The organism is Blastococcus sp. VKM Ac-2987, from assembly GCF_026967805.1.
Taxonomy (GTDB): domain Bacteria; phylum Actinomycetota; class Actinomycetes; order Mycobacteriales; family Geodermatophilaceae; genus Blastococcus.
In genome coordinates, this window is the sequence record NZ_JAPVBG010000003.1 from 765,270 (window position 1) to 791,988 (window position 26,719).

At 74.8% G+C, this 26,719-nt stretch carries 28 protein-coding genes; 18 read left to right on the plus strand and 10 right to left on the minus strand.

Going from position 1 to position 26,719, the window contains the following annotated elements; all coding sequences use genetic code 11:
- Nucleotides 1–52: 52 nt before the first annotated feature.
- Nucleotides 53–1,630 carry a phospholipase D-like domain-containing protein gene (locus O2W17_RS18875; RefSeq protein WP_269194403.1) on the plus strand — a complete coding sequence of 526 codons (1,578 nt, stop codon included), beginning with the start codon at nucleotides 53–55 and terminating at the stop codon, nucleotides 1,628–1,630.
- On the opposite strand, the gene O2W17_RS18880 is transcribed toward O2W17_RS18875, so the two are convergent.
- Nucleotides 1,631–2,845: a GAF domain-containing protein gene (locus O2W17_RS18880; RefSeq protein ID WP_269193991.1), complete on the minus strand. Its 1,215-nt coding sequence runs from the start codon at nucleotides 2,843–2,845 to the stop codon at nucleotides 1,631–1,633.
- A gap of 134 nt (nucleotides 2,846–2,979) precedes the next feature.
- On the opposite strand from O2W17_RS18880, the gene O2W17_RS18885 reads away from it, so the two are divergent.
- Complete coding sequence (locus O2W17_RS18885) at nucleotides 2,980–4,803, plus strand: flavin-containing monooxygenase (protein WP_269193992.1); 1,824 nt, start codon at nucleotides 2,980–2,982, stop codon at nucleotides 4,801–4,803.
- A gap of 137 nt (nucleotides 4,804–4,940) precedes the next feature.
- Here O2W17_RS18885 and O2W17_RS18890 read toward each other — a convergent pair whose 3' ends face one another.
- Both O2W17_RS18890 and O2W17_RS18895 read right to left on the minus strand, forming a co-directional pair.
- Nucleotides 4,941–5,195 carry a PLDc N-terminal domain-containing protein gene (locus tag O2W17_RS18890; protein WP_269193993.1) on the minus strand — a complete coding sequence of 85 codons (255 nt, stop codon included), beginning with the start codon at nucleotides 5,193–5,195 and terminating at the stop codon, nucleotides 4,941–4,943.
- Nucleotides 5,192–5,782, minus strand: a complete 591-nt coding sequence (locus tag O2W17_RS18895) for an Rv1733c family protein (protein WP_269193994.1) — start codon at nucleotides 5,780–5,782, stop codon at nucleotides 5,192–5,194. Before O2W17_RS18895 ends, O2W17_RS18890 begins: the two co-directional genes overlap by 4 nt.
- Nucleotides 5,783–6,034: 252 nt before the next feature.
- Between O2W17_RS18895 and O2W17_RS18900 the strand changes: the two genes are divergently transcribed.
- The 5 genes from O2W17_RS18900 (at nucleotide 6,035) to O2W17_RS18920 (ending at nucleotide 9,176) form a co-directional block, all read left to right on the plus strand.
- Nucleotides 6,035–6,607 carry a hypothetical protein gene (locus O2W17_RS18900; protein WP_269193995.1) on the plus strand — a complete coding sequence of 191 codons (573 nt, stop codon included), beginning with the start codon at nucleotides 6,035–6,037 and terminating at the stop codon, nucleotides 6,605–6,607.
- A complete protein-coding gene (locus O2W17_RS18905) occupies nucleotides 6,604–8,142 on the plus strand; it encodes an FAD-dependent monooxygenase (RefSeq protein WP_269193996.1) in 1,539 nt (512 codons plus the stop codon). Before O2W17_RS18900 ends, O2W17_RS18905 begins: the two co-directional genes overlap by 4 nt.
- 193 nt (nucleotides 8,143–8,335) lie before the next feature.
- Nucleotides 8,336–8,563, plus strand: coding sequence for a hypothetical protein (locus tag O2W17_RS18910; protein ID WP_269193997.1), 228 nt, complete (start codon nucleotides 8,336–8,338; stop codon nucleotides 8,561–8,563).
- Nucleotides 8,560–8,976: a DUF302 domain-containing protein gene (locus O2W17_RS18915; RefSeq protein ID WP_269193998.1), complete on the plus strand. Its 417-nt coding sequence runs from the start codon at nucleotides 8,560–8,562 to the stop codon at nucleotides 8,974–8,976. Before O2W17_RS18910 ends, O2W17_RS18915 begins: the two co-directional genes overlap by 4 nt.
- Nucleotides 8,973–9,176, plus strand: a complete 204-nt coding sequence (locus tag O2W17_RS18920) for a hypothetical protein (protein WP_269193999.1) — start codon at nucleotides 8,973–8,975, stop codon at nucleotides 9,174–9,176. The genes O2W17_RS18915 and O2W17_RS18920 overlap by 4 nt, the downstream gene beginning before the upstream one ends.
- A 13-nt stretch (nucleotides 9,177–9,189) precedes the next feature.
- On the opposite strand, the gene O2W17_RS18925 is transcribed toward O2W17_RS18920, so the two are convergent.
- The 3 genes from O2W17_RS18925 to O2W17_RS18935 all read right to left on the minus strand — a co-directional run bounded on the left by O2W17_RS18925 (nucleotide 9,190) and on the right by O2W17_RS18935 (nucleotide 12,595).
- Nucleotides 9,190–9,585, minus strand: coding sequence for a DUF5655 domain-containing protein (locus tag O2W17_RS18925; protein WP_269194000.1), 396 nt, complete (start codon nucleotides 9,583–9,585; stop codon nucleotides 9,190–9,192).
- A 74-nt stretch (nucleotides 9,586–9,659) separates the two neighbouring features.
- Nucleotides 9,660–10,037 carry a hypothetical protein gene (locus tag O2W17_RS18930; protein WP_269194001.1) on the minus strand — a complete coding sequence of 126 codons (378 nt, stop codon included), beginning with the start codon at nucleotides 10,035–10,037 and terminating at the stop codon, nucleotides 9,660–9,662.
- Nucleotides 10,038–10,162: 125 nt separating this feature from the next.
- Complete coding sequence (locus tag O2W17_RS18935) at nucleotides 10,163–12,595, minus strand: glycoside hydrolase family 65 protein (RefSeq protein ID WP_269194002.1); 2,433 nt, start codon at nucleotides 12,593–12,595, stop codon at nucleotides 10,163–10,165.
- Between the two features lie 165 nt (nucleotides 12,596–12,760).
- Here O2W17_RS18935 and O2W17_RS18940 point away from each other — a divergent pair, with 165 nt between their 5' ends.
- The 5 genes from O2W17_RS18940 to O2W17_RS18960 all read left to right on the plus strand — a co-directional run bounded on the left by O2W17_RS18940 (nucleotide 12,761) and on the right by O2W17_RS18960 (nucleotide 17,820).
- On the plus strand, nucleotides 12,761–13,303 hold the full coding sequence (locus tag O2W17_RS18940) for a potassium channel family protein (protein WP_269194003.1): 543 nt from the start codon (nucleotides 12,761–12,763) through the stop codon (nucleotides 13,301–13,303).
- Between the two features lie 651 nt (nucleotides 13,304–13,954).
- Nucleotides 13,955–14,968, plus strand: a complete 1,014-nt coding sequence (locus O2W17_RS18945) for a universal stress protein (protein ID WP_269194004.1) — start codon at nucleotides 13,955–13,957, stop codon at nucleotides 14,966–14,968.
- Between the two features lie 203 nt (nucleotides 14,969–15,171).
- Nucleotides 15,172–15,837, plus strand: coding sequence for a DUF998 domain-containing protein (locus tag O2W17_RS18950; RefSeq protein ID WP_269194005.1), 666 nt, complete (start codon nucleotides 15,172–15,174; stop codon nucleotides 15,835–15,837).
- A gap of 112 nt (nucleotides 15,838–15,949) precedes the next feature.
- Nucleotides 15,950–16,474: a DUF4234 domain-containing protein gene (locus tag O2W17_RS18955; protein WP_269194006.1), complete on the plus strand. Its 525-nt coding sequence runs from the start codon at nucleotides 15,950–15,952 to the stop codon at nucleotides 16,472–16,474.
- A 368-nt stretch (nucleotides 16,475–16,842) separates the two neighbouring features.
- Nucleotides 16,843–17,820 (plus strand): patatin-like phospholipase family protein, encoded by a 978-nt coding sequence (locus O2W17_RS18960; protein ID WP_269194007.1) that lies wholly within the window; start codon nucleotides 16,843–16,845, stop codon nucleotides 17,818–17,820.
- Nucleotides 17,821–17,857: 37 nt separating this feature from the next.
- On the opposite strand, the gene O2W17_RS18965 is transcribed toward O2W17_RS18960, so the two are convergent.
- Nucleotides 17,858–18,574 carry a hypothetical protein gene (locus O2W17_RS18965; protein ID WP_269194008.1) on the minus strand — a complete coding sequence of 239 codons (717 nt, stop codon included), beginning with the start codon at nucleotides 18,572–18,574 and terminating at the stop codon, nucleotides 17,858–17,860.
- 311 nt (nucleotides 18,575–18,885) lie between these two features.
- On the opposite strand from O2W17_RS18965, the gene O2W17_RS18970 reads away from it, so the two are divergent.
- Both O2W17_RS18970 and O2W17_RS18975 read left to right on the plus strand, forming a co-directional pair.
- Nucleotides 18,886–19,725 (plus strand): bacteriorhodopsin, encoded by an 840-nt coding sequence (locus tag O2W17_RS18970; protein ID WP_269194009.1) that lies wholly within the window; start codon nucleotides 18,886–18,888, stop codon nucleotides 19,723–19,725.
- 39 nt (nucleotides 19,726–19,764) lie between these two features.
- Entirely contained in the window at nucleotides 19,765–20,739 is a 975-nt protein-coding gene (locus tag O2W17_RS18975; RefSeq protein ID WP_269194010.1) for a beta-carotene 15,15'-dioxygenase, Brp/Blh family, read from the plus strand.
- On the opposite strand, the gene O2W17_RS18980 is transcribed toward O2W17_RS18975, so the two are convergent.
- A complete protein-coding gene (locus tag O2W17_RS18980; protein ID WP_269194011.1) occupies nucleotides 20,705–21,550 on the minus strand; it encodes an SDR family oxidoreductase in 846 nt (281 codons plus the stop codon). The two genes, O2W17_RS18975 and O2W17_RS18980, sit on opposite strands and share 35 nt — an antisense overlap.
- A 40-nt stretch (nucleotides 21,551–21,590) precedes the next feature.
- Between O2W17_RS18980 and O2W17_RS18985 the strand changes: the two genes are divergently transcribed.
- From O2W17_RS18985 to O2W17_RS18995, 3 genes are read left to right on the plus strand one after another with little or no spacing between them, the layout of a single operon-like run.
- Complete coding sequence (locus O2W17_RS18985; protein WP_269194012.1) at nucleotides 21,591–22,217, plus strand: class I SAM-dependent methyltransferase; 627 nt, start codon at nucleotides 21,591–21,593, stop codon at nucleotides 22,215–22,217.
- Nucleotides 22,214–22,783, plus strand: a complete 570-nt coding sequence (locus O2W17_RS18990) for a hypothetical protein (RefSeq protein ID WP_269194013.1) — start codon at nucleotides 22,214–22,216, stop codon at nucleotides 22,781–22,783. Before O2W17_RS18985 ends, O2W17_RS18990 begins: the two co-directional genes overlap by 4 nt.
- A 6-nt stretch (nucleotides 22,784–22,789) precedes the next feature.
- Nucleotides 22,790–23,167 carry a DUF4267 domain-containing protein gene (locus O2W17_RS18995; RefSeq protein WP_269194014.1) on the plus strand — a complete coding sequence of 126 codons (378 nt, stop codon included), beginning with the start codon at nucleotides 22,790–22,792 and terminating at the stop codon, nucleotides 23,165–23,167.
- 76 nt (nucleotides 23,168–23,243) lie between these two features.
- Here O2W17_RS18995 and O2W17_RS19000 read toward each other — a convergent pair whose 3' ends face one another.
- The gene (locus O2W17_RS19000) at nucleotides 23,244–24,695 is read right to left on the minus strand and encodes an NAD-dependent succinate-semialdehyde dehydrogenase (RefSeq protein WP_269194015.1); all 1,452 of its coding nucleotides are present in this window, start codon (nucleotides 24,693–24,695) and stop codon (nucleotides 23,244–23,246) included.
- A gap of 273 nt (nucleotides 24,696–24,968) precedes the next feature.
- Here O2W17_RS19000 and O2W17_RS19005 point away from each other — a divergent pair, with 273 nt between their 5' ends.
- Nucleotides 24,969–25,784 carry an SRPBCC family protein gene (locus O2W17_RS19005; RefSeq protein ID WP_269194016.1) on the plus strand — a complete coding sequence of 272 codons (816 nt, stop codon included), beginning with the start codon at nucleotides 24,969–24,971 and terminating at the stop codon, nucleotides 25,782–25,784.
- A gap of 73 nt (nucleotides 25,785–25,857) precedes the next feature.
- Here the strand turns inward: O2W17_RS19005 and O2W17_RS19010 are convergent, their stop codons facing one another.
- A complete protein-coding gene (locus tag O2W17_RS19010) occupies nucleotides 25,858–26,679 on the minus strand; it encodes an alpha/beta fold hydrolase (protein ID WP_269194017.1) in 822 nt (273 codons plus the stop codon).
- Between the last annotated feature and the right edge of the window lie 40 nt (nucleotides 26,680–26,719).

The following is a 26,719-nucleotide window of genomic DNA, read 5'->3' on the forward strand; positions in this document are numbered from 1 at the left end:
GAGCGGCCCGGTCGTTGGCTCCGTCCGCGGTGGCGGGCACACTGCCGGTGTGATGGACGGCGCCGAGACCACGACGGAGCCCGATACCGATCCAGGTATCGGGCTGCCCTCCTCCGGGCGCACCGGCGACGGCGGCCGCCCCGAGCAGGGCGCGCCGCTGCTCATCCCCGGCGAGACGTGCTGGCGGATCGAGCGGGCCACCCGCTTCGCGATCTTCGTCGACGCGGCCGACTACTTCGCCACGGTGAAGCGTGCCGTGCTGAGCGCCGAGCGGCGGGTGCTGTTCATCGGCTGGGACTTCGACCCGCGGATCCAGCTCGACCCGCTCGACGGTGGCCGGCCCGAGGACGACCGGCTCGGCGCCGTGCTGGACCAGGCGGTCACGGCGAACCCGCAGCTGCACATCGGCGTCCTGCAGTGGGACCTCGGCATGCTGCGGGCGCTCGGCCGGGGCCTGAAGCCCATCGTGCTCCTCGACCGGCAGACCCCCGACCGGCTGACCTTCGCCGTCGACACCCACCACCCGGTCGGCGGCGCGCACCACCAGAAGATCGTGGTCATCGACGACTGCCTCGCCTTCGCCGGTGGCATCGACATCACCGCCGACCGCTGGGACACCTCCGAGCACGCCGACGGCAACCCGCACCGGCGTCGTCCGGGCTCCGGCCGGGCCGAGGGCCGGCTGACCGGTCCGTGGCACGACGCGACCAGCATCATGGCGGGGCCCGCCGCCCGAGCGGTCGCCGAGCTGGCTCTCGAGCGGTGGGAGAGCGGCACCGGCGAGCGGCTCGAGCCGCTCACCCTGGAGCGGGACTGCTGGCCCGAGGACGTCGAGCCGCTGCTCACCGACGTCGACGTCGCGATCTCCCGCACCCGGCCCGAGCACGGCGGCCTGGACCTCGTGCACGAGATCGAGCTGCTGTGGCTGGCGGTCATCGCCGGAGCTCGCCGGGCGATCTACGTGGAGAGCCAGTACTTCGCCAGCCGGCGGATCGCCGACGCGATCACCGAGCGGCTGCGCGAGCCCGACGGCCCCGACGTGGTCGTGGTCAACCCGTGGACCGCCGACGGGTGGCTGTCGGAGAAGGCGATGGGCACGGCCCGGGCACTCGTGCTGGAGTCGCTCCGCGAGGCCGACGTGCACGACCGGTTCCGGCTCTACACGCCCGTGACGGAGCAGCGCGAGCACATCTACGTGCACGCCAAGGTGACCGTGGTCGACGACCGCCTGCTGCGCATCGGATCGAGCAACGTGAACAACCGCTCGATGGGCCTGGACACCGAGTGCGACCTGGCGATCGAGATGGTGGAGGGCCGGCCCGGGGCCGACCGGCTCGCGGAGACCATCGTCGGCTTCCGGGACCGGCTGCTCGCCGAGCACCTCGGGTGCACGCCGGAGGACGTCGTCGCCGCGATCGCCGACACCGGTTCGCTGGTCCAGGGCATCGAGCGGCTGCGCCGGCCCACCGGCCGCTCGCTGGTGCCCTTCGAGCCGCCCGAGCTCGGCCCGGCCGACCGGGCGCTCGCCGAGTCCGAGGTGATGGACCCGGAGAAGACGCCGAACCGGTGGCGCCGGGTGGAGCGGTTCTTCGCCCGCCGGCGGCGGCCACGGGCCCTCGTGCGTCCCTGATCACCGGATCGCCTGCGACCTGTCGGCCGCGGGGCGGGTCACCGTCAGCGTGACGCCGGGAGCCAGCCGGTAGGGGTTGGTGGTCACCAGGCCGCCGACGACCTTCCGGAGCCGGGAGATCTCCGCCCGGACGGTGACGCAGTGCTGGTCGTCACCGAACAGCGCGGTGCTCAGCCGGGCGGCGCCGAGCCCGGTGCGGCCGGCGCGCTGCAGCAGCACCAGGAGGTCGGCGTGCCGACGGGTCAGCGGGGTCACCCACGGCTCGCTGCAGGACCGGAGCCGGAGCACGGGTGGGCCGGTGAGGTCCAGCTCGGCGGCGATCTCGGCACCGGCCTCCCGCGGCCGGACCAGCCAGCCCTCGCCGACCCGTTCCGGCGCGCAGAGCCCGAGGCCCGGGACGGCGATCAGCGTGCCTCCGCGGGGCACCGCCACCCGGTCCCGGGCGGCGATGCCCGACTGGTGGGCGACCCAGCCGTGGTCGTCGACCAGCAGCAGCGGGCCGGGGACGGTGGCCAGCACGCTGCTGGCGGACTGGCGCAACCGCTCCAGCCGCTGCTCGTGGTGCCGCCACAGCTGCGCCTCCGCCAGCCGGACAGCGGTCTCCACGAGCGCGCCGATGACCGGGTGCAGGGTCAGGGCGGGCCCGCTGACGTCGACGATGCCCAGCAGTTCCCCGCTGACCGGGTGGTGGATCGGGGCCGCCGTGCAGTACCAGGGGTGCTGCGCCTGCTCGAAGTGCTCGGCCGAGAACAGCTGCACCGGCGCGGCCTCGGCCAGCGCCGTCCCGATGGCGTTGGTGCCCACCGTCCCCTCGGTCCACCGGGCGCCCTCGGTGAACCCTAGGGCGTCCGCGCGCAGCCGCACCCGGGCCGATCCCTCGCGCCAGAGGATGACGCCGTCGGCGTCGGTGACGACCAGGAGGAACGCCGAGGCGTCGGCAGCACTGCCGAGGACCTGCCGGAGCTCGCCGATCACCGGCAGCAGCGGTGAGCCACGGCGCCGCCGCTCGACCTCGGCGGGGACCAGCGGCTCGCGGGCGTTGGTGCGCGACGGGTCCAGCCCGAGGCCGAGGACGCGCGACCACGAGCGGGCGACGACGGCGCGCGGACGCACGGGTGGCCGGCCACCGCCGATCACCGCGTCGTGCACGCGCACCAGCACCCGGGCGTGCTGCGACAGGTCGGTGCCGGGGGCGATCGCGGAGTAGCCGGTCACGTCGCACCTCCACCTCGGGCGTACCTCACCCCGGCCGGCGGCATGCAACACGCTGCAACGCTTCCGCCGCCGGGCCGAGGGCGGTGTGCTGCCCATCACACCACGCAGATCGGCGTCCGCAGGAGGAAGACGGCATGACGCAGACCCTGGACACGACGACGCAGGCCCCGGCGCAGCGGGCCGAGCGCTGGCTCGCCGACTTCGAGGAGGCGCTGCGCGACCGTGATGTCGCGCGAGCGGCCGGCATGTTCGCCGGCACCAGCTTCTGGCGCGACCTGATCGCCTTCACCTGGAACATCACGACGGTCGAGAACCCGGCCGGGGTGACCGACCTGCTGACCGCGACGCTCGAACGCACCGACCCGTCGTCCTTCGCGGTGGAGGAGCCGCCCGAGGAGGCCGACGGCGTCACCACCGCGTGGTTCACCTTCGAGACCGCTGTCGGCCGGGGGCGGGGGCTCGTGCGGCTGGTCGAGGAGGACGGCGCACCGAAGGCGTGGACGTTCCTCACCACGGTGCACGAGCTGAAGGGGCACGAGGAGCCGCGCGGCCCGGCCCGGCCGATGGGCGCCGAGCACGGGGCGAACAAGGAGCGCCGCACCTGGCTGGAGCGCCGCGAGCAGGAGGAGGCCGACCTCGGGATCGGCGTCCAGCCCTACGTCCTGGTCATCGGCGGTGGGCAGGGCGGCATCGCGCTCGGCGCGCGGCTGCGTCAGCTCGGGGTGCCGGCGCTCGTCGTCGACAAGCACCCGCGGCCGGGGGACCAGTGGCGCGGGCGCTACAAGTCCCTCTGCCTGCACGACCCGGTCTGGTACGACCACCTGCCCTACCTGAAGTTCCCCGACACCTGGCCGGTGTTCTCGCCCAAGGACAAGATCGGCGACTGGCTCGAGAGCTACGTCAGGGTCATGGAGGTGCCCTACTGGGGGAGCACCACCGCGACGTCGGCGACGTTCGACGAGGAGAGGGGCGAGTGGACCGTCGAGGTCGAGCGCGAGGGCAAGCCGCTCACCCTGCGGCCGAAGCACGTCGTCCTGGCGACCGGGATGTCCGGGAAGCCGAACATCCCCGTGATCCCCGGGCAGGACGTCTTCCGCGGCGACCAGCAGCACTCCTCGGCGCACCCCGGCCCGGACGCCTACGCCGGCAAGAAGGTCGTCGTCATCGGCAGCAACAACTCCGCCTTCGACATCTGCGGCGCGCTCTGGGAGCACGACGCCGACGTCACCATGGTGCAGCGGTCCTCGACGCACATCGTGAAGAGCGACAGCCTCATGGAGATCGGGCTGGGCGCGCTCTACTCGGAGCAGGCGGTGGCCGCCGGGGTGACCACGGAGAAGGCAGACCTGATCTTCGCCTCGCTGCCGTACCGGATCCTGCACGAGTTCCAGATCCCGCTGTACGAGCAGATGAAGCAGAAGGACGCCGACTTCTACGACCGGCTGGAGAAGGCCGGTTTCTGGCTGGACTGGGGCGAGGACGGCTCGGGGCTGTTCATGAAGTACCTGCGCCGCGGCTCGGGTTACTACATCGATGTCGGCGCCGCGGAGCTCGTCGCCGACGGCCGGGTCAAGCTGGCGCACGGCCAGGTCGTCCGGCTCACCGAGGACGCCGTCGTGCTGGACGACGGCACCGAGCTGCCGGCGGACCTCGTCGTCTACGCCACCGGCTACGGGTCGATGAACGGGTGGGCCGCCGACCTGATCAGCCAGGAGGTGGCCGACCGGGTCGGGAAGGTGTGGGGCCTCGGCTCGGACACCTCCAAGGACCCGGGGCCGTGGGAGGGCGAGCAGCGCAACATGTGGAAGCCCACCCAGCAGGAGGCGCTCTGGTTCCACGGCGGCAACCTGCACCAGTCGCGGCACTACTCGCTCTACCTCGCGCTGCAGCTCAAGGCCCGGTACGAGCAGATCCCGACCCCAGTCCACCGCCTCCAGGAGGTGCACCACCTGAGCTGACCGGACGGGCCGGCGCCGACGCCGGGGGCAGGAGGTGCGCGCCTGCCCCCGGTCAGGCGAGGGAGACGAGGAGCTCTCCAGCCGGGCGCGGTCGAGCGTGCCGCCGTCCCTGCCGGCGGAGAGGTCCCCGGGCTCGGCTACAGCCGGCCGCCGTGGGTGGGCCCGGAGAGCCGGCCCCATCGGAACCAGGCGAGCGGGCCGATCCAGTTGATCGCGATGACGGCCGCCCACCGGACCTTGCTGCCGTTCACCTCGTCGACCGGCCGGGTGGCGAGATCGGCCCAGGCCGTCGCGGCCAGGGAGAGCTGCGCCGAGCCCAGGACCAGGACGAGCGTCCGCTGCCGGGGGGTGAGTTCCTGCCACCGGCGGCGCCAGGGACCGCGCGTGCTCACCGGCCGGCCCACAGCGGCTCCACGGCCCGCCACTCCTGCTCCCACCGCCGGGAGCGGTGACGCCACAGCAGCCGGCACACCACCAGGTGCCCACCGACGGCCGCGCCCACCATCACCAGCAGCGTGGTGAACCCGGTGAACAGGGCGGCGAGCACGACGTCGGAGGTCCCCAGAGGACGATCCACCGACGTTCCTGACGGGTCCACCCAGATGTCCACCGGGTCTCCGGCCGCCGCGGTCCGGAGCGCGCGCACCGTGCCTTCCCGGCGGGTGCCGTCCGGAGCCCGCCAGGTCGCCGGGGTGGCCACGGAGAGGGTCGCGATCTCCCCACGTCCCGCGTCCGGGGCGTCGACGAGGAGGACGGCGGTCACCTCCGTCCGGCTGGCCGCCTGCGCACGGGCCTGGGCGGCGGTGTCCATCCCGACCACGGTGCCCACGAGCAGGGCCACCGGGAAGGCGAGCACGACGACGAGGGCGCACAGCAGGCGGGACGCCAGCTCCACGCGGTCCGATCCGCGCTTCAGCGGCCCGGAGCCCAGGGTGGCGCGGCTCAGCGCCCGGCGGGCGGGGTCGATCTGCTCGGGCATGGCGTCCTCCCGGTGCCGCTCCTCCCGGCAGCCTGCTCCCGGGACCGGGCGGGACGGAGGGGCCGAGGTCACCGTCCCCGGCGGCGAAGGTCACCCCGGCAGCGCTGGTCCCTGCCCGAGTGGATCCCCGGCCGGACCGGTCTCGCGGACGAGCCGGTGCCGGAGGTCCCTGCCGGGAAGTGCCGCTCGGCACCGGCCGCCGGGGCACCCGGGCGACACCGTGTCCCCGAGCCGTCTCGGAAGGGAGATCCCGTGGACCAGCAGAAGACCCCGCTCCCCGTTCTCCAGGCGTGGACCGGCGTCGCCCGCTCCGTGCTGCGCTGCTGCGTGCTGCTGGGGCAGCGCCGGCTCCACCTGCCGCGGGTCCACGTCGGCCGGCGGCTGACCTTCGCCGACGGGACGGCGGGCACCGTCTACCGGGAGACCCGGGTGACCGGGGCGGCGCCGGTGGCGCCCTGCCTGCTGGTGGTGGGGTTCCGCCTCCGCGGGGTCCGGGGGCGCTGGGGGCACGCCTTCTTCCGTGCGGAGAGCCTGCTGAACACGCCGTTGTTCGCCGGCTTCCCGGGTCTGGTGTCCAAGCTGTGGGTGGCCGCCGACGAGCGCGGCGTCTACCGCGGCGTGTACGAGTGGGACGGGCCGGCGCGGGCGGAGGCGTACGCGCGCTCCCTGTGGCGGGTGCTGGCACTGGTCAGCGTGCGGGGCTCCATCTCCTTCCACGTCACCCCGGGGCTCCGCCGGGACGACGTGCTGGCCGACCCCGCCCTGCTCGGGACCGGCCTACCGGCCGAGGGCGCCGACTGGTGGCGGCTGGTCGGTGTGGCGTGAGTGCGCCGCTCGACGTCCTCGTCGTCGGCGCCGGTCCGACCGGCCTGACCCTCGCGCTGCAGGCGGTGGCGCACGGGGCACGCGTCCGGGTGGTGGACCGGCGGCCGGCCGCGCTGCGGCCGTCGAGGGCGCTGATCGCGCATGCCCGGACCCTCGAGGTCCTCCGCCCCCTGGGCGTCACCGGTGACCTGCTGGCCGGTGCCGACACCGCCCCCCGCGCCCGCCTGCACCTGGGCCGGCACGAGGTGGCCGTGGAGCTGGGGGAGCTGGACCTGCCGGACACCGCCTTCCCGCACCTGACCTTCGTCCGCCAGGCGCACGTCGAAGCCGTGCTCGGCGAGGCGCTCGCGTCCCGCGGCGTCACCGTGGAGCGGGGCACCGAGCTGGTGGCGGCCGTCGAGGAGCCGGCGGACGTCGCCGCCACCCTGCGCTCCGCCGGTGCGGTGGAGGTGGTGCACACCGCGGCGGTGGCCGGGTGCGACGGCGTCGACAGCACGGTGCGTTCGCTGGCCGGCATCGGGTGGCCGGGCGGCGCGGCGCGGCCGGAGGTGGTGCTGGCCGACGTGGACCTGGAGGGGGCGCTGGAACGCGGTGTCGCGCACGTGGTGGCCGGGCGGCACGGTCTGGTGTTCCTCTTCGCCCTGGGCGAGTGCGCCCCGTGGCGGTTGCTGGCCACCCGCGTCGTCGCCGACCGGCTGCGCCCCGGGGGGCCCGGCCCGCCGGTCCCGGACGACGAACTGCAGGGGCTGCTCGACGCCGCCGGCCTGCCCGTCCGGCTCACCGCCGCCCCGTGGTCGGAGCGGATCGCCCTCCAGCACCGGCTGGCCGACCGCTTCCGGGCCGGCCGGCTGTTCCTGGCCGGGGACGCCGCGCACGCCTGGTCGCCGGCCGGCGGGCAGGGGATGAACACCGGCGTGCAGGACGCCGCCGGCCTCGGCTGGCGGCTGGCGCTGGTCGGCGCGAGCAGCGGACCGGAGAGGCTGCTCGACTCCTACTCGGCCGAACGCCGACCGGTGGCCGCCCAGCTGTTGTCGATGACCCGGCTGCTGTTCTGGGGCGAGTCGGCCACCGGCCCGCTCGCCTCGACCCTGCGGGGCGTCGTCGCGCCGCTGGCGGCACCGCTGGCGCCCGCGCTGCTGCAGCACCGTCGGCTGGTGGGCCGCGGGTTCCGCCTGCTCGCCCAGCTCGACCAGGGGTACCGCGGGGGAGCGGTGGGCGGTCGCGGCAGCACCCCGCATGCCGGACGGCTCCGCCCGGGCGACCGGGTGCGGGACGGGACGGTCGCCTGCGGCGGTCGAGCGGTGCGGCTGCACGAACTGCTCGCCCGGCCGGGGGTGCACCTGCTGCTGGACCGGAACGCGCCCGACCCGGCCATCGGGCCCGGCCCGCTGCTGCACCTGCACCGGCTCACCAGCAGCCCCGGACGGGGGGTCGTCGCCGTCCGGCCTGACGGGCACGCCGGCTTCACCAGTGGCGCGGTCGACGGCGAGCTCGTCCGGTGGCTGCGGTCGATCGGCGCCGTTCCGGCTCGGTGAGCCGGAGGTCACCCCCGCGTGGTCCGGGGGTCCCCGGTGGGCGGGCCTTCCGGCCCTGCCTGCTCCAGGCCGAGACGGGCACCGTCCCGGGCAGCGACGTCCGGCAGCGGGCCGGCAGGTCGACGGCGGCGTGGGGGTGGGCATGAGTGCTCGTAGGAAGGGTGCACGGGCAGGAACCGTGCAGCGGAGGCCGGTGCGGGTCGGGCCCGTGGCCGGGGGCCCGGTGGCCCTGCGCGCGCTGGCCGCCGGCGCCCTCGCCCTGGGATCGTTCGCCGTCGGCGCCCTGGCCGTGGGCGCCCTGGCCGTGGGCCGGCTGGCGGTCGGCCGGGCGGACCTCGGGCGGGTGCGGATCGCCAGGCTGGAGGTCGACGAGCTCGTCGTCCGCTCGGCGACCCTGCCACCTCCAGGAGGGTCGCGATGAGGGGCTACGGCATCGCGACCACGCTGCACCTGCCGTTCGCGGAGGCGGTGGCGCGCACCCGTGAGGCGCTGGCCGCGCAGGGGTTCGGGATCCTCACGGAGATCGACGTCGCGGCCACCATGCGGGCGAAGCTGGACGTCGAGGTGCCACCCCAGGCGATCCTCGGCGCCTGCAACCCGCCGCTGGCCCACCGCGGCCTGACCGTGGAGCCCGACCTCGGCCTGCTGCTGCCCTGCAACGTCGTCGTCCGTGCCCTCGACGGCGGACGTGCCCGGGTGTCGGCGATCGACCCCGGGGTGCTGGTCGAGACGACCGGGAACGCTGACCTGGCCGCGGTCGCCGAGGAGGCGCGGTCCCGGCTCCGTGCGGCGGTCGAGGGCCTGCCCGCGCAGGTCCAGGACGACGGGCCGTGACGTCGGCCGCCGGCGGGGCGACGACCCGGCGTGGCCTGCGCTGCCGGCTCGGTCTGCACTCCTGGGTGCGGCGGCACCCGCCGGACGAGCGCTACGAGGGCCCCGACCGGCTCGTCTGCCGGCGGTGCGGCAGGCAGACCGGCCCGCCGGACATCCCCCCCGGCTTCTTCCACGGGCTCGGCGGCGGGGGCACGACCTGACCGCGATCGCGCGTCAGGGCTCCGGTGGTCCGGCGCGCGCCGCGGCCTCCGCCAGCCAGCCCACGACCTCGTCGTCGACCTCAGCGGTGTCGGCCAGCCCCAGGTGGTGCATCCAGTGCGCCGGAGCCGGGTGGACCACCTCGAGGAAGCGCGGCGAGGGGTCCTCCCGGCCGAGGACCAGCGAGAGGACGACCTCGGCCGACGGGGACCGCACATACCGGCCGGGCAGCCACAGGTATGCGAAACCGCGGCGCCGCCGGAAGGCGACCTGGCTGCGCGACACGCGTTCCTGCGCGCCGCCCAGGGTGACCACCACCTCCCGGACGCGGGCGAGGACGGCGAGTCCGAGCGGTGAACCGGCGAAGAACTCCTCCGCCGCTGCGCCGGACGCGTCCCCTTCGGCGGTCACCCCGGGTGACCCGGTCCACGAGCACCGGTGGGGTCCTCGACGAGGCGGACGCGGACGGGCACCTGCGCGGGTGCTCAGCGCTGGCGTGCCAGTGGCCGTGCGGTGCTCCCCTCCTGGCGCGCGGCCGCCACCTCGGCCGTCGCCCAGGTGAGCACGATGGCGACGACGAATGCCGCGAGCAGCGCCTCGCTGGTCTCGGCCCACAGGGCCGCGATCCCGAAGCCGAGCGCGACCACGCCGCAGGCCTGCGCCAGCCGGTGCAGGGGGCCCGGGTCGACCACGTCCCGGCCCGCGACCACGGCCGCGGCGATCCCGAGCACCAGGCCGGTGGCGGCCATCCCGCGCGGGTCCTGGATGAAGGGCATCTGGTCCCAGATCAGGTATCCGACGTACGGGACGACGATCGCCGCGACGAGCAGCGTCGCGACGGCGTTCCTGGCGGTGAACTTCATGGTGACGCACCCCTTCCGGTGTCCGCCGGCGGCGGTCGCTCGGCGGTGCACCTAGCCTGGGCCGCGGCGGCGCCGCCGGACGCGGTCGGACGTCCCGTCGTGCCGGAGGCCGAGGTCCGTCGCCCTCAGTGCCGGCCGCCCCGGCGGTGGGGGAGTCGTACCTCCAGCGTCGCGCGGGGGTCGATCCGGTGGTCCTCGTCCCGGATGCGGACGGGCAGGACGGCGGCCTGCCGGGACGACGCGCCGACCGTCAGCGAGGTGTGGCTGACGGCCAGCTCGATCTCGGTGTGCCGCCGGTAGCGCATCCGGAACCGGAGCCCGGTCAGCGCGTCGGGGAGGGCGGGGTCGAGGCCGAGGACGTCGCCGCGGGTCTCCAGGCCGGTGAAGCCACGGGTCAGCAGGTCGACGGTCCCGGCCATCGCCCCGAGGTGGATGCCCTCCCCGGTGGTGCCGCCCTGGACGTCGGCGATGTCGCTGTCCAGCGCGGCGAGGAAGTAGCTCCAGGCCTTACGGCGGTCGGTGCGGGCCAGGACCCAGGAGTGAACCATCTTCGACAGCGTCGAGCCGTGGCTGGTGCGGTCCAGGTAGTAGCCGACCGTGCGCGGGATGGACTCCCGGTCGTGCGGATAGCCGAGCCGGTCCAGGACGGCGTAGTACTCATCGGCCGTGAGCAGGTGGAAGAGCATCAGCACGTCGGCCTGCTTGGAGAGCTTGTAGCGGTTGGTGGTGTCGCCCTCGGCCTCCAGGATCCGGTCGAGCCGGCTGATGTCGCCGTAGCGGTGTGCGTAGCCGGCCCAGTCGAACTCCTCGAGCCGCTCGTAGCCGCAGAACTGGCTGAGGATCCCGTCGTCGTGCCAGCACAGCCGCAGCCGGCGGCTGACGTGGTCCCAGCGCTCGAGGTCCGTCCGATCCAGGCCGAGGCCGTCCAGCAGCTCGCCGCGCCCCCGCGGCGGCAGCACGTCGAGGCAGTCCAGCGCCCGGCCGAGCACCCAGGCCGCCAGGACGTTGCTGTAGGCGTTGTCGTCGAGTCCCGGCTCGCTCCGCCACGGCAGGCGGTCGTGGTACTCGTCGGGGCCCATGACGCCGCGGATGCCGAAGCGGTCCTCGACCGGGTCGTAGTCGGCGAGGTCCGCCCAGAGCGTGGCGATCTCCAGGATCATCTCGGCGCCGTAGCGGGCGAGGAAGTCCAGGTCCCCGGTGGCCTCGTAGTACCGCCAGGTGTTGTAGGCGACGGCGAGTCCGACGTGCCGCTGGAGCGCGGAGGAATCCGGCAGCCAGTGCCCCGACCGCGGGTTCAGGTGCAGGGTCTGCGTCTCCTCCCGCCCGGTGGCGCCGCTCTGCCAGGGGTACAGCGCGCCCCGGTGCCCCGCCGTCCGGGCGTTCTCCCGTGCCTGGGGGAGGCGGCGCCACCGGTGGAGCAGCATCGCCCGGGAGATCTCGGGCAGTCGCAGGTTCAGGAAGGGCAGGACGAACACCTCGTCCCAGAACACGTGGCCGCGGTAGGCCTCGCCGTGCAGTCCTCGGGCGGGGACGCCGACGTCGAGCTCGATGCTGTGCCGGGAAAGGGTCTGCAGGAGGTGGAACACGTGCAGCCGCAGCACCAGGGCGGTGTGGTCGGGGCCCTCGATCGCCACGTCGCAGCGGCTCCACAGGTGGTCCCAGGCGAGCTCGTGGCCGGCCATCAGGGCTGCGAAGGGCGGCGCCCGCAGCGCCCGGTCGCGCGCTTCGGCGACGGGCTCGCCGATCGCCCGGTCGCGTGAGGTGCACAGCGCGACGACCTTCTCGACCGTCACCGTCCGCCCCTGCGCCACCTCGACGGTGAGATCGCAGGTGGGCCGGCCGGGCACCGACGCCGCCGTCCGCCCGGCCTCGTGGTCCTCGCCGTCGACCAGGACGCGGTGCCGGGCGGCCACGCCGATCCGGATGAGCGACTCGGTGGTGCAGGCCCCGAGCACGAGCGGCCCGTCGTCGGCCTGGGCGGCGTCGTCGAGCTGCAGGTGGGTGCCGCCGAGCCCCCGGTAGCGGGCGACCCCCTGATTGGTGACCCGGCCGTCCAGCGCCGAACGGACGGACAGGCGACCGGACCAGTTCTCCGGCCGCAGGCTGGTGTCCAGCCCGGCGAGGTAGGGGTCGGCCATGGACACCAGGCGCCGCTGGGCGACCCGGGTGCGCCGCCCGGCGGTGTCCACCACGAGGAAGCGCCGGGTCAGCACCCCGCGTCGGAGGTCCAGTTCCTGGACGTGGTCGGTGACGGTGGCAGCGGACGGCTCCAGCCAGTTCCCGTCGTCGACGCGGAAGGTCAGGGACTGCCAGTCGGGGAGGTTGACCAGGCTCTCGTTCTCGACCTCGCGGCCGGCCACCACGTCGACGAGCCGGTTGTAGACCCCGGCCGCGTAGGTGCCGGGGTAGTGCACGTCGTCGGCGCGGGACTCCGGCGCCGAGGCGCGGGTGGCGAACCGACCGTTGCCCAGGGCGCAGAGGACCTCGCGGAGGGCCTCCCGTGCGGGATCGAGGCCCTCGTAGCGCAGCAGCCACCCTCCGGTCGGCGCCTCCGGCATCGAGCACTCCCGTCTTTCCCGTCCATCGTGGCCGGCCGCGGCGGCGCCGGGAACGGACCTTCGGCCCCTGCGTCGCGGCCATGGGGACGTGGTGGGCAGCCCCCGCGCGGGATGGACTGACCCGGTCCCTGCCGACCGCTCCGCCGTCGGACGGGAGGAGCCGTCGTGACCGATTCGCGAGCCGGAGGCGGGTCGCCGCCGCGGACCCACCGCGTGCGCCTGCTCGCGGTCACCGGCCTGGTCCTGGCGGCCTACTACCTGGTCCCGGTGGCCCAGCCGACCGCGGACGGCGTCATGCTCCTCCGCGCCGGCCTGACGGTCCTCCTGCTGGCGCCGGCCGCCTGGTTCGTGGGCCGTGAGGTGATGCGGGGCGTCCGGGCCGGCGCAGCCGGCCTCAGGGGCCGTCGGCTGTACCTCGCCCTGCTCCTCGGGATCGTCGTCTTCGCGCTCGCGGACTTCACCGTGGCCCGGGCCGCGCCGGGGCAGTTCGTCGGGTTGGAGACCCGGACGGACGCGCTGTACTTCGCGCTGGCGACGCTGGCCACGGTCGGCTTCGGTGACGTCCACGCGGCCGGGCAGCTGGCCCGCGCCCTGGTCTCGCTGCAGATGGTCTTCGACGTCGCGGTGCTGGCGTCGGCGGCCCAGGTGCTCTGGCGCGCGCTGGTGGCGGGCGAACCGGGTGGCACGCCGGGACCGGCGCCGGACTGACCGGCTGGTGCACCGGCTGCGGCCTCGACGGCGTAGCCACCGACGACCCGGGGTCGGCCATCACCGAGAGGGCGAAGGCCGCCGGCAGCAGGGAGCGGGACGGGGCGGACGGGACGGCGCCGAAGGGCACCAGGAGCCGGCACGGAGGTCGAAGGACCCCGGACACGACCGGGGCGACGGCCGACACTGGCCGTGGAGGCGACGGGAGCCCACTTCTCCCAGTGCTCCAGGGCGACGGCAGGGGGTGCCGGTGGACTGGCTTCTCGTCATCGTGTCGGTGCTGCTCCTGGAGCTGGTCGCGATCGTGGCTCTCGGTCGCAGCGCCACGGGCGCCTCCGACGGAGGGGACCCGGCCACCGGTGCAGGAACCCCCATCGGGTCAGCCGACGACGGTGACGGGACACGGCGCGCGGTGCGCGGCGGCGTGGCCGGGATGTCCGACCCTGCGGGGACGACGACATCGCGGTCGTGGCGTGCCTCCGGGTCGTAGCCGAGGTGAACGGCTCGCCGGCGAGGGGGCGGGAGCCTGACGCCGCAGCGGGAGGCCAAGGTCCCTCATCGCCGAGCCGTTCGCCCGATCCCCGCGTCCGGGGGAGGAGGAAAGGTCGGTCGGGAGGCCCTGCGCCGGCGGGGCGGAGCCGAGGAGGACCCATGGACGTCCCGAGCTGCCAGCCCGCTGCCGACCGTCCCGCACCCGTCGGCGTGACCGGGCGCGTGGTCGTAGGCGTCGACGGTTCGCCGGGCAGCCGTGAGGCCCTCGTGCAGGCCCTCGCCCAGGCTGCCCGGCGCGGGACGGTGGTCGAGGTCGTGGCGACCTATCCGCTCCCGTTGCCGTGGTTCGGGGGCGCGCCGATGCTCTCCCACCCCGAGGCCCTGCACGACGTGACCGAGAGCCGGGCACGGGCGTTCCTCGACGAGGTCCGGCACAGCCCCGCGGTGTCGCGGCTCCCCGGCGTGGACGGGGTCACGACCCGGCTGTACGTCTCCGAGGGGCCGGCCGGAGCAGTGCTGATCGAGCGCTCCCGGCACGCCGGGCTGCTGGTCGTGGGGAGTCATGGACGGCGGGCCGCGCGCGACGCCCTGCTCGGGTCGGTCGCACTGCACTGCGTGACCGGCGCCGCCTGTCCGGTGCTCGTCGTGCACCCCGAACCCCCCGCGCCCGCCTCGCCATCCGTCGTGGTCGTCGGGATCGACGGGTCCGCGTGCTCCCGAACCGCGCTCCGGGCCGCGGTCGCGGAGGCCGACCGGCTCGGGGCCGAGGTCGAGGTGGTCGCCGCCTTCGGGAGCGACGGTCGCTGGACCGACCTGGACCAGGCCTCCGCATCAGCATTCGAGGGCATCCGCGCCGACGTCGCACGAGGGGCCGCACGGATGGTCGACGACGTGCTCGGCTCGCTGCCCGAGGGCACGGGCCGGCCGGCCGTCCGCATCCTGACCGTCGAGGGCGCGCCCGCCGACGTCCTGGCCGCCCGGGCGGCGCGAGCGGTGCTGCTCGTGCTGGGTAGCCGGGGGAGGGGTGGCGTGTGGGGACTGCTGCTGGGATCGGTCGCCCTCCGGTGCCTGTCGACGGTGCGCTGCCCCGTCCTGGTCGTGCACGGGCGCCGGGACGAGGAGATCGCGGTCGGTCGGGCGGCGTCGTCGGAGGCCGTCACGGCGGCGCCGTGACCGGGACCTCCCCCGGCCACGTGATCGGCTCGGGAGCCGCCGCCGGGGGCCGGGCCGGGCTCGTGCCCCCCCACCCGGCGGTCCTGACCGCCGTGGGCGGACGGACCCCAGGACGCGGGACGTCCGACCCTGCGCCCGGTCGGACCGGGGGGGTCACGGTGGATCCGGGCACAGAGCCCACCACTGTTCGAGGAGCCGGTGCCATGACCGCCACCCGCAATCATCCCGGGCCGGCCGTCGGTGTGCCGGTGCGGTTCAGCGACCGCCGCGCGGCAGGCCTGCTCCTGCTCGTCGCCGGGTCGGCGGTCGTGCTCGGCATCATGACCGCCGAGGCCCTGTACCCGGCGGCCTACGACGTCCACCGGAACACCGTGAGCGATCTGGCGGCCATGCGCCCCGGGGACGTCGTGCGCCAACCCTCGGCCGCGATCTTCAACACCACGATGATCGCCTCCGGAGCGCTCATCGCGATCGCCGCGGTCATGCTGCACCGATCGCGCGCGGGCGTCCTCGCGACCGTTCCCGTGCTCGGCCTGGGCGTGGGGATGGTCGGCGTCGGGGTCTTCCCCGGGAACACCGTGATGGCCGTTCACCAGCTGGTCTCGATCGCGACCTTCCTGTGCGGCGGCGTCGCGGCGATCGTCACCGCCCGGCTGTCGGCCCGGGTGCTGCGCCCGGTGCACGCGGTCCTCGGGGGCGTCGCCCTCGCCTTCCTGCTCGGCTACACGTTCCTCGGCGACCTGGCGGTCTTCGACCGGCTCGGCGAGGGCGGCGTGGAGCGCTGGGTCGTCTACCCCGTCGTCCTGTGGATCGTCGTGCTCGGTGCCGGGCTGGCCACGGCACGCCCCGACGACACCTCGACGGGGTGATCGGGCCCGGCACGCACTGGCACGTCGCCGGTGGCCGCCCGGCCACCGGCCAGCGTCCCGGGCGGAGCGGCCGTGGTCCGGTCCGTCGGGACTTCCGGAAGAGGAGAACGACATGACGACACCGCAGACCCCGCCCCCTCCGCGGCAGCACGGTCAGGTGGATCCCGACCTCGCGTCCGACCGGCCGGGCGGCGCCCCGCAGCAGACCCCCTACGCGCAGATGCCGGGCCTGCCGGACTACGCCCTGTTCCCGCAGCCGACTGGTCAGCCCGGCCGCATGCGACCGACGGGCACGACCATCCTGCTGGTGTTCGTCACCCTGGGCATCTGGGCGTTCGTGTACTACTACCAGGTCCACGACGAGATGCGCCGGCACAGCGGGCAGGGCCTCGGCGGCGTGCTCGCCCTCGTCATCAGCATCGTCTTCGGCGTCGTCTCGCCGTTCCTGCTGAGCAACGAGGTGGGCCAGCTCTACGACCGGCGTGGGCAGCAGAGCCCGGTGAGCGCGCTGACCGGGCTGTGGTTCTTCCCCGGCCTGTTCATCCTGGTCGGCCCGTTCATCTGGTTCATCAGGACCAACAACGCGCTCAACGAGTACTGGAGGGGCCTGGGTGTCACCGAGACGACTCTCGTGTGAGGCGGTCCGACCGGGGTCCGGACGCCCCTGACGGCGGCAGCGGCCCGTGATGTCACCTGACGCCACCCTGGTCGGCGCACCGGCCTGGCTCGACCCGCCCACCTCCGACGTCGCCGCCGCCGCCGACTTCTCCGCCCGAGCCACGGCCCCGGGAGCCGCGCCGGTCGCCCGCGGCCGACCGGCCCGGTCCGGCCAGGGACCCTCGGCCCGCAGCGGCGGCCGTTGTCCTCCGGATCTCCCGTCGGGCGTAGGTCACCCTGGTGGTGCGGGCACGACAGGAGGAGGTGGGCGACGTGGTCCGACCTCTCGGGGAGCACTCCGGAGCTACGGCTGCCCGGCCGGCCGAATCCCCCGGGCGACGCGGCCTGGTGATAGGGGCCGGCGCGGCCCTCGGCGGCGCCTGGGCGCTCGGTGCGCTCCTGGCCCTCCACGAGGTCGAGGGATTCGATCCCGCCGGGGTCGACGTCGTGGTGGGGACCTCCGCGGGGTCGGTGCTCGCCGCACTGGTCGGCTGCGGCGTGCCGCTGCAGCAGATGGTGCAGCGGCTCTCCGGCGGCAGACTCGAGGTCGAGGGCACCGAGCCGGTCAACTTCCTCGATGTCGACGACCACGTGCACCGGGTGGTCGGTGACCTGCCGTTCCCGATCCCGCTGCCCGGCAACCTGGCCCTGGCCGCCCGGAGTCTGGGATGCCCCGGCCGGTACACGCTCATGACGGCCGCGGCCGCCCTCGCCCCGCGCGGGCGCGGCAGCCTTGCGCCGGTCGGGGAGCTGGTGGCGGAGTTCCAGGCCGGCGGGAGCTGGCCGGAGCATCCGCGCACGTGGGTGGTGGCCATGGACTTCGACTCGGGCCGACGCGTCGTCTTCGGACGGCCGGGAACCCCCTCGACGCCCCTACCGGACGCGGTCATGGCCTCCTGCGCGGCCCCCGGCTACTTCCCCCCGGTGCCGGTCGGGGGGCGGCGCTACGTCGACGGCGGCGGGGTGTCGGTCACCAATGCCGACGTGCTGGTCCGCGACCGCCTCGACGAGGTGGTGGTGCTCGCGCCCATGGCGCTCGCCGGTCACGACCCACGCCGCGGCGCGCGGGCACGGCTCGAGGGCACGCTGCGGGGCTACGCCACCCGGCGTCTCGAGAAGGAGGTCGGCCGGCTGACCGACGCCGGCAGCCGGGTCCGGGTGTTCGCCCCGACGGCGGAGGACCTCGCCGTCATCGGGCCCGACGTCATGGACGCCACCCGTCGCTCAGCGGTGTTCGCGACGGCCTGCCGCACCACGGCAGCGGTGCTGTCCACCGGCTCGGGTGGAGCGGGTGCCCGGGACCGTAGCCGCCCCGTCGCCTCGTGAGCTGGTGCCGGCGGCAGGGAAGCCGGGCCGGCTCCGGTCAGCCGTCGGTCGGGGTGGGCTCCTGCGGAGTGGATCCCACCGTCCGCAGCGGGGCGAAGCTCGTCGTCGGCCGGGCGGTGGCGCCGTGCTCGGCGTGCCGCTTCATCGACACCAGCGCGCCACGCAGCATCAGGCGGACGAACGGGCGCAGGACGAGCCAGTAGGTGGCGAACCGGCGACGGGCGGGAGCATCGGTGCAGACGCTGCGGCTCTCGTAGGTCAGCAGGGTCCGGCCCTCGCCGTGCGGGTGCAGCGCCAGACCGGCCAGCGTCTTGGCGTAGCCGGGGCGGTCGAACGACACGAACTCCTCCGGAGAGACCGGCACGATGCCGTAGTCCCGGTGCCAGAACTGGCCGACCAGGCCCGCGAGCAGTTCGACTCCAGGCTCGTCACGGAGCACCACCCACCCCGAGTTCCCGCGGGCCGCATCTCGCATGCGGAACGCGGGGCGGCCCGGCTCGGTGTCGTCCGGCGGTTCCTCGGTGGGATGCGCTCCCGCGCGCAGGCGGTTCGGCAGGTCCCGCACGGTGACCATCAGGTGGGTCATCCGGTTGTCCATGAGGTCGGCGTCCAGCACGGCCCGGTAGGTCTCGCCGGCGTCTGCGTTGACGACGATGTGCTGCACGACGTTGGCGTCGAACCACGGCATCACCTCGTCGATGAGCAGGCGCGGGGAGGTGGGGACCGGCGAGGGCTGATCCTGGATCCTGGTCATGCCTGCCAGCGAATCGTTGCGGCTGCCCGCCGGACAGGGCACAGCGACCCGCTCGCCGGGCCGCAGGTCCCTGCTCCGCCTCCTCGTGGAGCAGGCCGCGTCCTGCGCGGGGGCGTCGCCGGGCAGGTGCCGATCCGATCGGCGTCCTCACCGGACCCGTGACCGGCCATCCGGGCGCGGGAGATGCACGGCGCCGGCTGCCCTCTTCCCCGCTCCCACCCGCCGCGGATGTGTGCCCGGTCCCGCTCGGCTGCATCCGCCGCGCCGCCGCTGGGCGAAAGGCACACGTCCAGCACCTGAGCGGAGGCGATGTGAACGTCGAGAACACCTTCACCTACGACTTCTTCCAGTACACGATCGTGTCGCACGTCTTCACCCTCGGCTATGCCGCCATGGCGGCCGGCCTGGTCTACTTCATCCTGACCAGCAAGAACTCCCTGCCGCGCTACCAGCTGTCCTCGACGCTGTCGGCGGTCGTGATGCTGTCGGCGTTCCTGGAGCTGCTGGTCATCTCGTTGCGCTGGGACGGTGCCTTCACCTGGGACGGCGAGGCGTTCAGCTCGACGGGCGCGTTGTTCTCCAACGGCTACCGGTACATGAACTGGACGATCGACGTGCCGGTGCTGCTCACCCAGCTGCTCATCGTCCTGGGGATCACCGGCGCCGCGTTCCGCCGCGGCTGGATCACCTTCACCGTCGCCGGGCTGGCGATGATCTACACCGGCTACGCCGGCCAGTTCTACGAGGTCGAGCGCAGCGCCCCGTTCTGGGTCTGGGGCTCGATCAGCACCGTCTTCTTCCTGGTCATCCTCTGGCTGGTGCGGCGCACCGTCTACGGCAACGTCGGGCGTCTGCCCGAGGAGGTCCGCCCGCTGGTCAAGGCGGTGTGGTGGCTGCTGCTCGTCTCCTGGATGCTCTACCCCGGCGCCTACCTCATGCCGGCGCTGTGGGACTCCGCCGACGGCGTGGTCGCCCGGCAGATCACCTACACCGTCGCCGACATCACCTCCAAGGTCGTCTACGGCATCCTGCTGGCCGTCATCGCCCGCAAGGTGAGCAAGCACGAGGGCCACGACGAGGCGGTCGCGGCCGACGTCACCATGCCCCGCGGTGGCATCACCGAGGTGGCTCCGCCCGGCCGGACCACCTGACCTCGCGCAGGCGTCGTGACGGCACACGCAGCACCGCGGGTGACCGCGCTGACGACCCGGCTGTCGGTCGGGGTCGTCGGCGCGGTCGCCGGAACGGCCGTGCTGCTGCCCGCGCAGGTGTCGGCGTGGGCGCTGGGCATCCTGGCCGCCGGGGTGCTGGTCGGCCTGCCGCACGGCGCGGTCGACCACCTGGTCCCGGACTGGACCGCCGGGCGGCCGGGGACGGTGCTCCGCCCGGGGGTGCTGGCCGGGTACACCGCCACCGCCCTCCTGGCGCTGGGTGCTCTCATGGCGGCGCCGGCGGTCAGCCTGCTCCTGCTGCTCGCCGTCTCCGCGGTGCACTTCGGCCTGGGCGAGGTCGCGTTCGACGCCGAGCGGTCGGGGCGGCCACGGCGGCCCGGCGCGCGGGACCTCCCGGCGGTGGTCGGCCTGGGCGGGCTGCCCGTCGCGGTGCCGCTCGCCCGGTGGCCGGAGGAGTCCGACCGGGTGCTGGCGGCACTCTCCCCGGAGCTGCCGGTGCTGCTGACCCCCGGCGTCCGGCAGGCGCTGGTCGCAGTCGTCGGCGGGGCGTTGCTCGTCCTCGTGCTCGGCGCGCTGACCTCCGGCCGGACCGGGTGGGCGGCCGAGGCCGGCCTGCTGGCCGCGCTCTTCGTCCTGGTACCGCCGGCTGCCGCCTTCGGCGCCTACTTCGGTGGCTGGCACGCCGTCCGCCACATCGGCCGGCTGCTCGCGCTCGACCCCCGCAACGGCGCGGACCTGGCGGCCGGCCGGCTGGCTGCCCCGCTGCTCCGCTACGCGGCCGCGGCCTGGGCGCCGACGGGCGTGGCTCTCGCCGGCATCGCGCTCCTGGTCCTCGCCGCGCAGCGACCCGACTGGACGGCCGGCGCGCTCGCCGTCCTCCTGGGACTCACCGTGCCGCACATGGCCGTGGTCGCGCTGCAGGACCGGCGCGCGGGCGGGCCGGCCGCGCCGCGGGCCGTCATCCGCCCCGCCGGGCCACCATCCGGTCGGTGATCCGCTGGATGCGGTGCGCCTGCCGCGACAGGGTCATGTCGAGGAGGCGGTCGACGGGCGGGACCTCGCCGAGCCGCGCCAGCCCCATCCACCGGGGCACCGCCACCGTGCGGGACCAGTACGAGCCGAGGCTGCGCGCCACCTGGTCGGCCACCCGCTCGGGCCGGATGCCGGGGGAGAGCCGCCCCTCGGCGTCCTCGTCGGAGACCGGGGCCGCACCCCGGCCACGGACCAGCCACTCGGTCGACACCGGCCCCGGGGTGATCGAGTGCACCCGGACGCCGCGGGACGTGACCTCCCGCCGCAGCCCCTTGACGAAGCCGTGCGCGCCGGCCTTGGTCGCCGAGTAGACGGTCAGCGGCGGTACCTGCGCCAGCGCGGCGGAGGAGGCGGTGACGAGGATGTCGGCGCGTCCCCGCTCGGCCGCGGCCGCCAGCAGGTGCGGCAGGGCGAGGCGCGCGAGGTCGACGACGCCGGTCAGGTTGGTGGCGATCATCGCCTCGACGGCGTCCTGCGGCGTCTCCTCCACGAGCCCGGCGTAGCCGATCGCCGCGTTGAGGACGACCGCGTCCAGGCGCCCGTGCTCGGCGACCACCCGGTCGACCAGCGCCACCCGGTCGGTCGGGGAGGAGACGTCCGCCGGCACGCCGGTCGCGCCGTCGATGCCGGCCAGCGCCTCGGACAGCCGCCCCTGGTCGCGGGCACAGGCCACGACGCGGGCGCCGTCGGCAGCCAGCCGGTGGACGACGGCGCGGCCGATGCCCGTGCTCCCGCCGGTGACGAGGACGACGCGATCCCGCAGGCTTGTCATCGCGCGGTTGTGCCCCGGCCGCGGAGGGCACAACCGCGAGGTGCGTGACAAGACCTCCGTCCCACCCACCTACCTCGACGGCACCCGCCTGTGGGTGGACTCGCGTCCCCGGGCGTTCGTGCAGCGCAGGGGAGAGGCGCCCATCCTGCGGCGCCTCGGCGGGGAGGTGCCGGGCGGCACCGTCCTGGAACTGGGCTCCGGGCGGCGGGGCACCGGGCTGCGGCTCGCCGTCGACGTCTTCGGCGCCGCCCGTGCCGAGGGCATCGACCGGTACCCCGCCAGCGTGGCGGCGTGCCGGACGGCGGTCGCCGACCTCGGCGACCGGGTCGACGTGCGCGAGGGCGACGCCACCGCCCTCGCCGCGGCCGACGGGTCCTACGACGCCGTCTTCGCCTACCACGTGCTGCACCACGCCGAGGCCTGGCGGGACGCGGTCCGCGAGGCGGCGCGGGTGCTGCGACCGGGCGGCCGGTTCTTCTCCTGCGAGATGACGGAGCGCTTCGTCGACAGCCGCCCGTTGCGGGCGGTCGCCTTCCACCCCGCCGACGCCGACCGGCCCACGCCGTCCGGGCTGGCCGCCGCCTGCGGGGCCGCGGGGCTGGACGTCGTCGCGCAGGAGACCCGGCTCGCCGGGTGCTGGACGGCGCTCGTCGCGACCCGGCCGTGACCCGGGCACCGGCGCGGCCGCTGCCCACGGTGCGCACGGCGCTGGTGCTGCTGCGCCGGCACTGGCGGCCGGCCTACCTGGCGGCGGTCGCGGCGACGCTGGTCAACACCGTCCCCGACGTCGTCCGGCAGCTGCTCGTGTGGGACGACCCGCGGGTGTGGACCGCCGTCCTGGTCGACGTCGTCGGGTTCCTGACCGCCCTGGTGGCCCAGCTCTGGGTCACCGGGGCGGTCGCCGCGATGCCGGAGGGGGGTCCGTTGCGCGTCGCCGGTGCGCTGCGCCGGGGGACCGGCCTGGCCTGGGCCGCCGTCCGCACGGCTCCGGGCACCGTGGCCGCCGGTGTGGCCCTGGGTGGTGCGGTGTCCGCGCTCCTTACCGTGCCGGCGTCGGTCGCCGCGATCGGTCTGGACAGCGTGCTGGGGCCGCTCGACGACCCGCCGGTGGGCGGCTTCGCCGTTGCCGCCGTCAGCGACGTGGTGGCCAGCGCCGTCACCCTGCCCTTCCTGGCGCTGGTCCTGGTCCTGGCCGGCGGACACCGGTTGGCCGTCCGCGCGACCGGGCAGTAGGCCGTCATGGACGAGGAGTGGGACATCACCCGGAAGAGCATCGGGACGCTGTCGATCTGGCTGGGGACGGCGGCGCTGTTCGTCCCGCGGTGGCTGTCCCGGGTCCTCGGGGTCCGCGACACCGCGACGCACTCCGACGTCGCGCTCCCGCTGCTGGTCCGGCTGATGGCGGCGCGCAACATCACGCTGGGTGCGGCGCTGCTGATCACGCCCGCGTCGCAGGCGCGCCGCGCCACCGAGGTGACGCTGCTGCTCACCGGGCTGGACGCGGCGGCCGTGCTGGTGGCGCGCCGGGGCGGGGACGTCGCGCCGCGCAGCGCCGCGCTGTCCCTGGCGGTGCTCGGCACCGCGGCGGCCGGCGCCGTCCGCTGGCACCGCCGCTGACGCGGGCGCCCCGCCGCCGACGTCGTCCCGTCCCGCTCCCGGCGCGTCCGGGACGGACCGTCCCGGACGCGCGGCGTCAGACGGAGATGCCGACGAGCTTGGTGTCCAGGTACTCGTCGATGCCCTCGTACCCGCCCTCGCGGCCCAGGCCGCTGGCCTTGATCCCGCCGAAGGGAGCCGCGGCGGACGTGGGGTTGATGTCGTTGATCCCGACCATCCCGAACCGCAGCTTCTCGGTCACGCGGATCGCCGTGGACAGGTCGTTGGTGTAGACGTACGCGGCGAGGCCGTACTCCGTGTCGTTCGCCCGCGTGACGACCTCGTCCTCGTCGTCGAACGGGGTGACGGCGGCGATCGGGCCGAAGGTCTCCTCGCGGGAGATGAGCATGTCCGGCGTCACGTCGGCCAGCAGCGTCGGCGCGAAGAAGGTCGTGCCGCCCAGCCCGTCGACGGAGACCCGCTCGCCGCCGGCCACGATCCGGGCGCCGCGGGTACGGGCGTCGAGGACCTGGGCCTCCATCTTGGCCACGGCGCGCTCGTCGATGAGCGGACCGATGGTGACCCCGTCCTGGTCGCCCCTGCCGACGCGGAGCGCCGCGATCCGCTGCTCGAGCGTCGTGACGAAGGTGTCGTACAGCGAACGGTGGACGTAGATCCGGTTGGGGCTGATGCACGCCTGACCGGTGTTGAGGAATTTCACCAGCGCCGCGCCCTTGGCCGCGCGCACCGGGTCGGCGTCGGGGAAGACCAGGAAGGGTGCGTGCCCGCCCAGCTCCACCGACACCCGCTTCAGCGTGCCGCCGGCCTTCGCGGCCAGCATCTTGCCGACCGCGGTGGAGCCGGTGAAGGTCAGTTTCCGGACCACCGGTGACTCCAGCAGCGCGTCGCCGACCTCCGCCGGGCGCGTGGTCGTGACCAGGTTGACCACCCCGGCCGGGACGCCGGCGTCGGCGAGCAGCTGCACCGTCGCCACCGCGCAGAGCGGGGTCTGGTCCGCGGGCTTGAGCACCGAGGTGCACCCGGCCGCGAGGGCGGGCGCGAGCTTCCGGGTGAGCATGGAGATGGGGTAGTTCCACGGGGTGATGGCCGCGACCACGCCGACCGGCTGGCGCATGGTCAGGAACCGCTGGTCGGCCCGCGCCGACGGGATCGTGACGCCGCCGATGCGCTTGGCCTCCTCGGCGAACCACGCCAGGAAGTCGGCGGCGTACGCGACCTCGTTCATCGCGGCCTTGAGCGGCTTGCCCTGCTCCCGGGTCATCAGCGCGGCGAGCTCCGCGCGACGCTCCCGCATGAGGGTGTCCGCCTTCGCCAGCACGGCCGCGCGCTGGTAGGCCGTGGCGCCGGACCAGGCCGGCAGCGCGCGGTCCGCGGCGGCGATCGCCGCGTCGGTGTCCACCCGCCCACCGTCCGCCGCCTGCCCGAGGACCTGACCCGTCGCCGGGTCCGTGACGGCGAAGGTGGCGCCCCCGTCGGCCGGGCGCCACTCGCCGTCGATGTAGATCGTGCTGCCGTCGTCTCGGGTCATGGCGTGTTCCCTCACTGGCTGATCGGGTGGGGCGTCCGGCGAACTCGGGTGCAGCGGGTGGAGCACGGCCTGACCGGTCCGGTGGACCGGCCGGGAGCCGCCGTCCCGCGGGACGATGGTGGCATCCGGGGCCAGGTGACCCGCCCCGGCCCCGGGGATCCCGGCGGCAGCCGACGGATCTCGTCCGATTCCGGCGCGAGGGCGTCGGCGGACGGCTGCGGGGGTAGCGGGGAGGTTCGGTACCACGCAGCTGACGAGCGAGAGGACTGAGCGATGACGACGAAGGCTGAGAAGTCGATCCAGGTCGACGTACCGGTGACCACCGCCTACAACCAGTGGACCCAGTTCGAGGACTTCCCGCACTTCATGGGCGGGGTCCAGGAAGTGCACCAGCACAGCGACCAGAGCCTGCACTGGACGGCCGAGATCGCGGGCGTCCGGCGGGAGTGGGAAGCCACCATCCTCGAGCAGATCCCGGACCAGAAGATCGCCTGGGCGGCCAAGGACGGTGCGACGAACGCCGGGGCCGTGCGCTTCCAGCCGGTGGGCACCGGGTCCACCCTCGTGCACCTGTCGCTGGAGTTCGAGCCGGAAGGGCTCGTGGAGAAGGTCGGCGACAAGCTCGGCCTCGTGGAGCGCCAGGTGGAGGCGGACCTGAAGCGGTTCAAGAGCCTGGTCGAGAGCGAGGGCTACGCCACGGGTGGCTGGCGAGGGACGGTCAACCCGGGGGAGGACGTCGGCACGCCCGGTGCGAACGCCGCCTTCACCTCGCGGGGGGACAGCGGCAAGGCGGGCGTCTCGGGCAAGGTGAAGGCCGCCGCCGGCGTCGCCGTCGCCGGAGCTGCCGCCGCGGCCGCCGGCGCTGCGATGGCCGGGTCGAAGGGTGACCAGCAGGAGACGGCGCAGCCGGGAAGCCGGCCCGAGGGGGTCGCCGTGGTCCCGCAGCCCCCCGTGGTCGAGGTCCGGGACGACGTCGTGGTCGAGGAGTCCGACCCCGGTCGTCACACCGCGGGCTCGTCCACGGAGGGCGTCGAGAAGGGCACGGTCGACCGGGGCGACGACCCCATGATCGGCGGCGGCAGCCGCTGATCGCGCGGTCGGTGGAGGACGCACGCGTCCTCCACCGACCGGCCGCTCGGGCGACGTGGGGACGGCCCGGTGGTCAGCTCGACTGCAGCAGCGTGTGCTCGCTCAGGAAGCCGGTGACCAGGCGCACCACGTCCTCGGGTCGCTCGATGTGCACGCCGTGGCTCGACCCCGGGCCGGTCAGCAGCTCGAAGCGTGCGCCCGGGACGGCGTCGGCGACCTTCTTCGCCTGCCAGGGCGGGGTCAGCAGGTCCTGCTCGCCCACGATCACCAGGGTCGGGGCGGTGATGCCGCCGAGCCGGTCGAGGGTGTCGTGCAGGAGGTCGGCGTCCCACTGCTCGACCGTGACCTGCATCTGCTCCTCGTTCTGCGGGAACGCCGGCAGCATCGGCTCGAGCATCTTCTCGAACTCCGGGTGGTCGAGCAGCTGCGGGGAGAAGGCGATGCCGGCACACGCCAGCGCCGCCTCCATGTCCCGGGTGGCGTAGGGGAGCCGCAGCGCCGAGAGCACGGAGCGCTGGAAGCCGTCGCACCGCCCCCAGGTCGCGTACATGACCGCGGTGGCGACCTGCTCCGGGTGCGCCAGCGCCATCTCCTGGACCACGGCGGAGCCGAGCGACCAGCCCATGAGGTGCGCCCGTGGGATCTCGAGCGCCTCGAGCAGCGCCGAGGCGTCCTCGGCCATGGAGGCCACGGAGATCTCGCCCGTCCCGCGCTCGCTCCCGCCCAGCCCGCGGTTGTCGAAGGCGATCACCCGGTAGTGCTCGGCCAGCCGGGGGATCAGCTCGCCCCAGAGCAGCAGCGATCCCGACGTCCCCATGACGAGCAGCAGCGGGTCGCCCTCGCCGCTGATCTCGTAGTTGAGCGTCACTCCGGTCCGGACGGCCGTCTGCGGCATGGTGGCTCCTCACTGAGCGGTGGAACCCGCCGGGCACGGC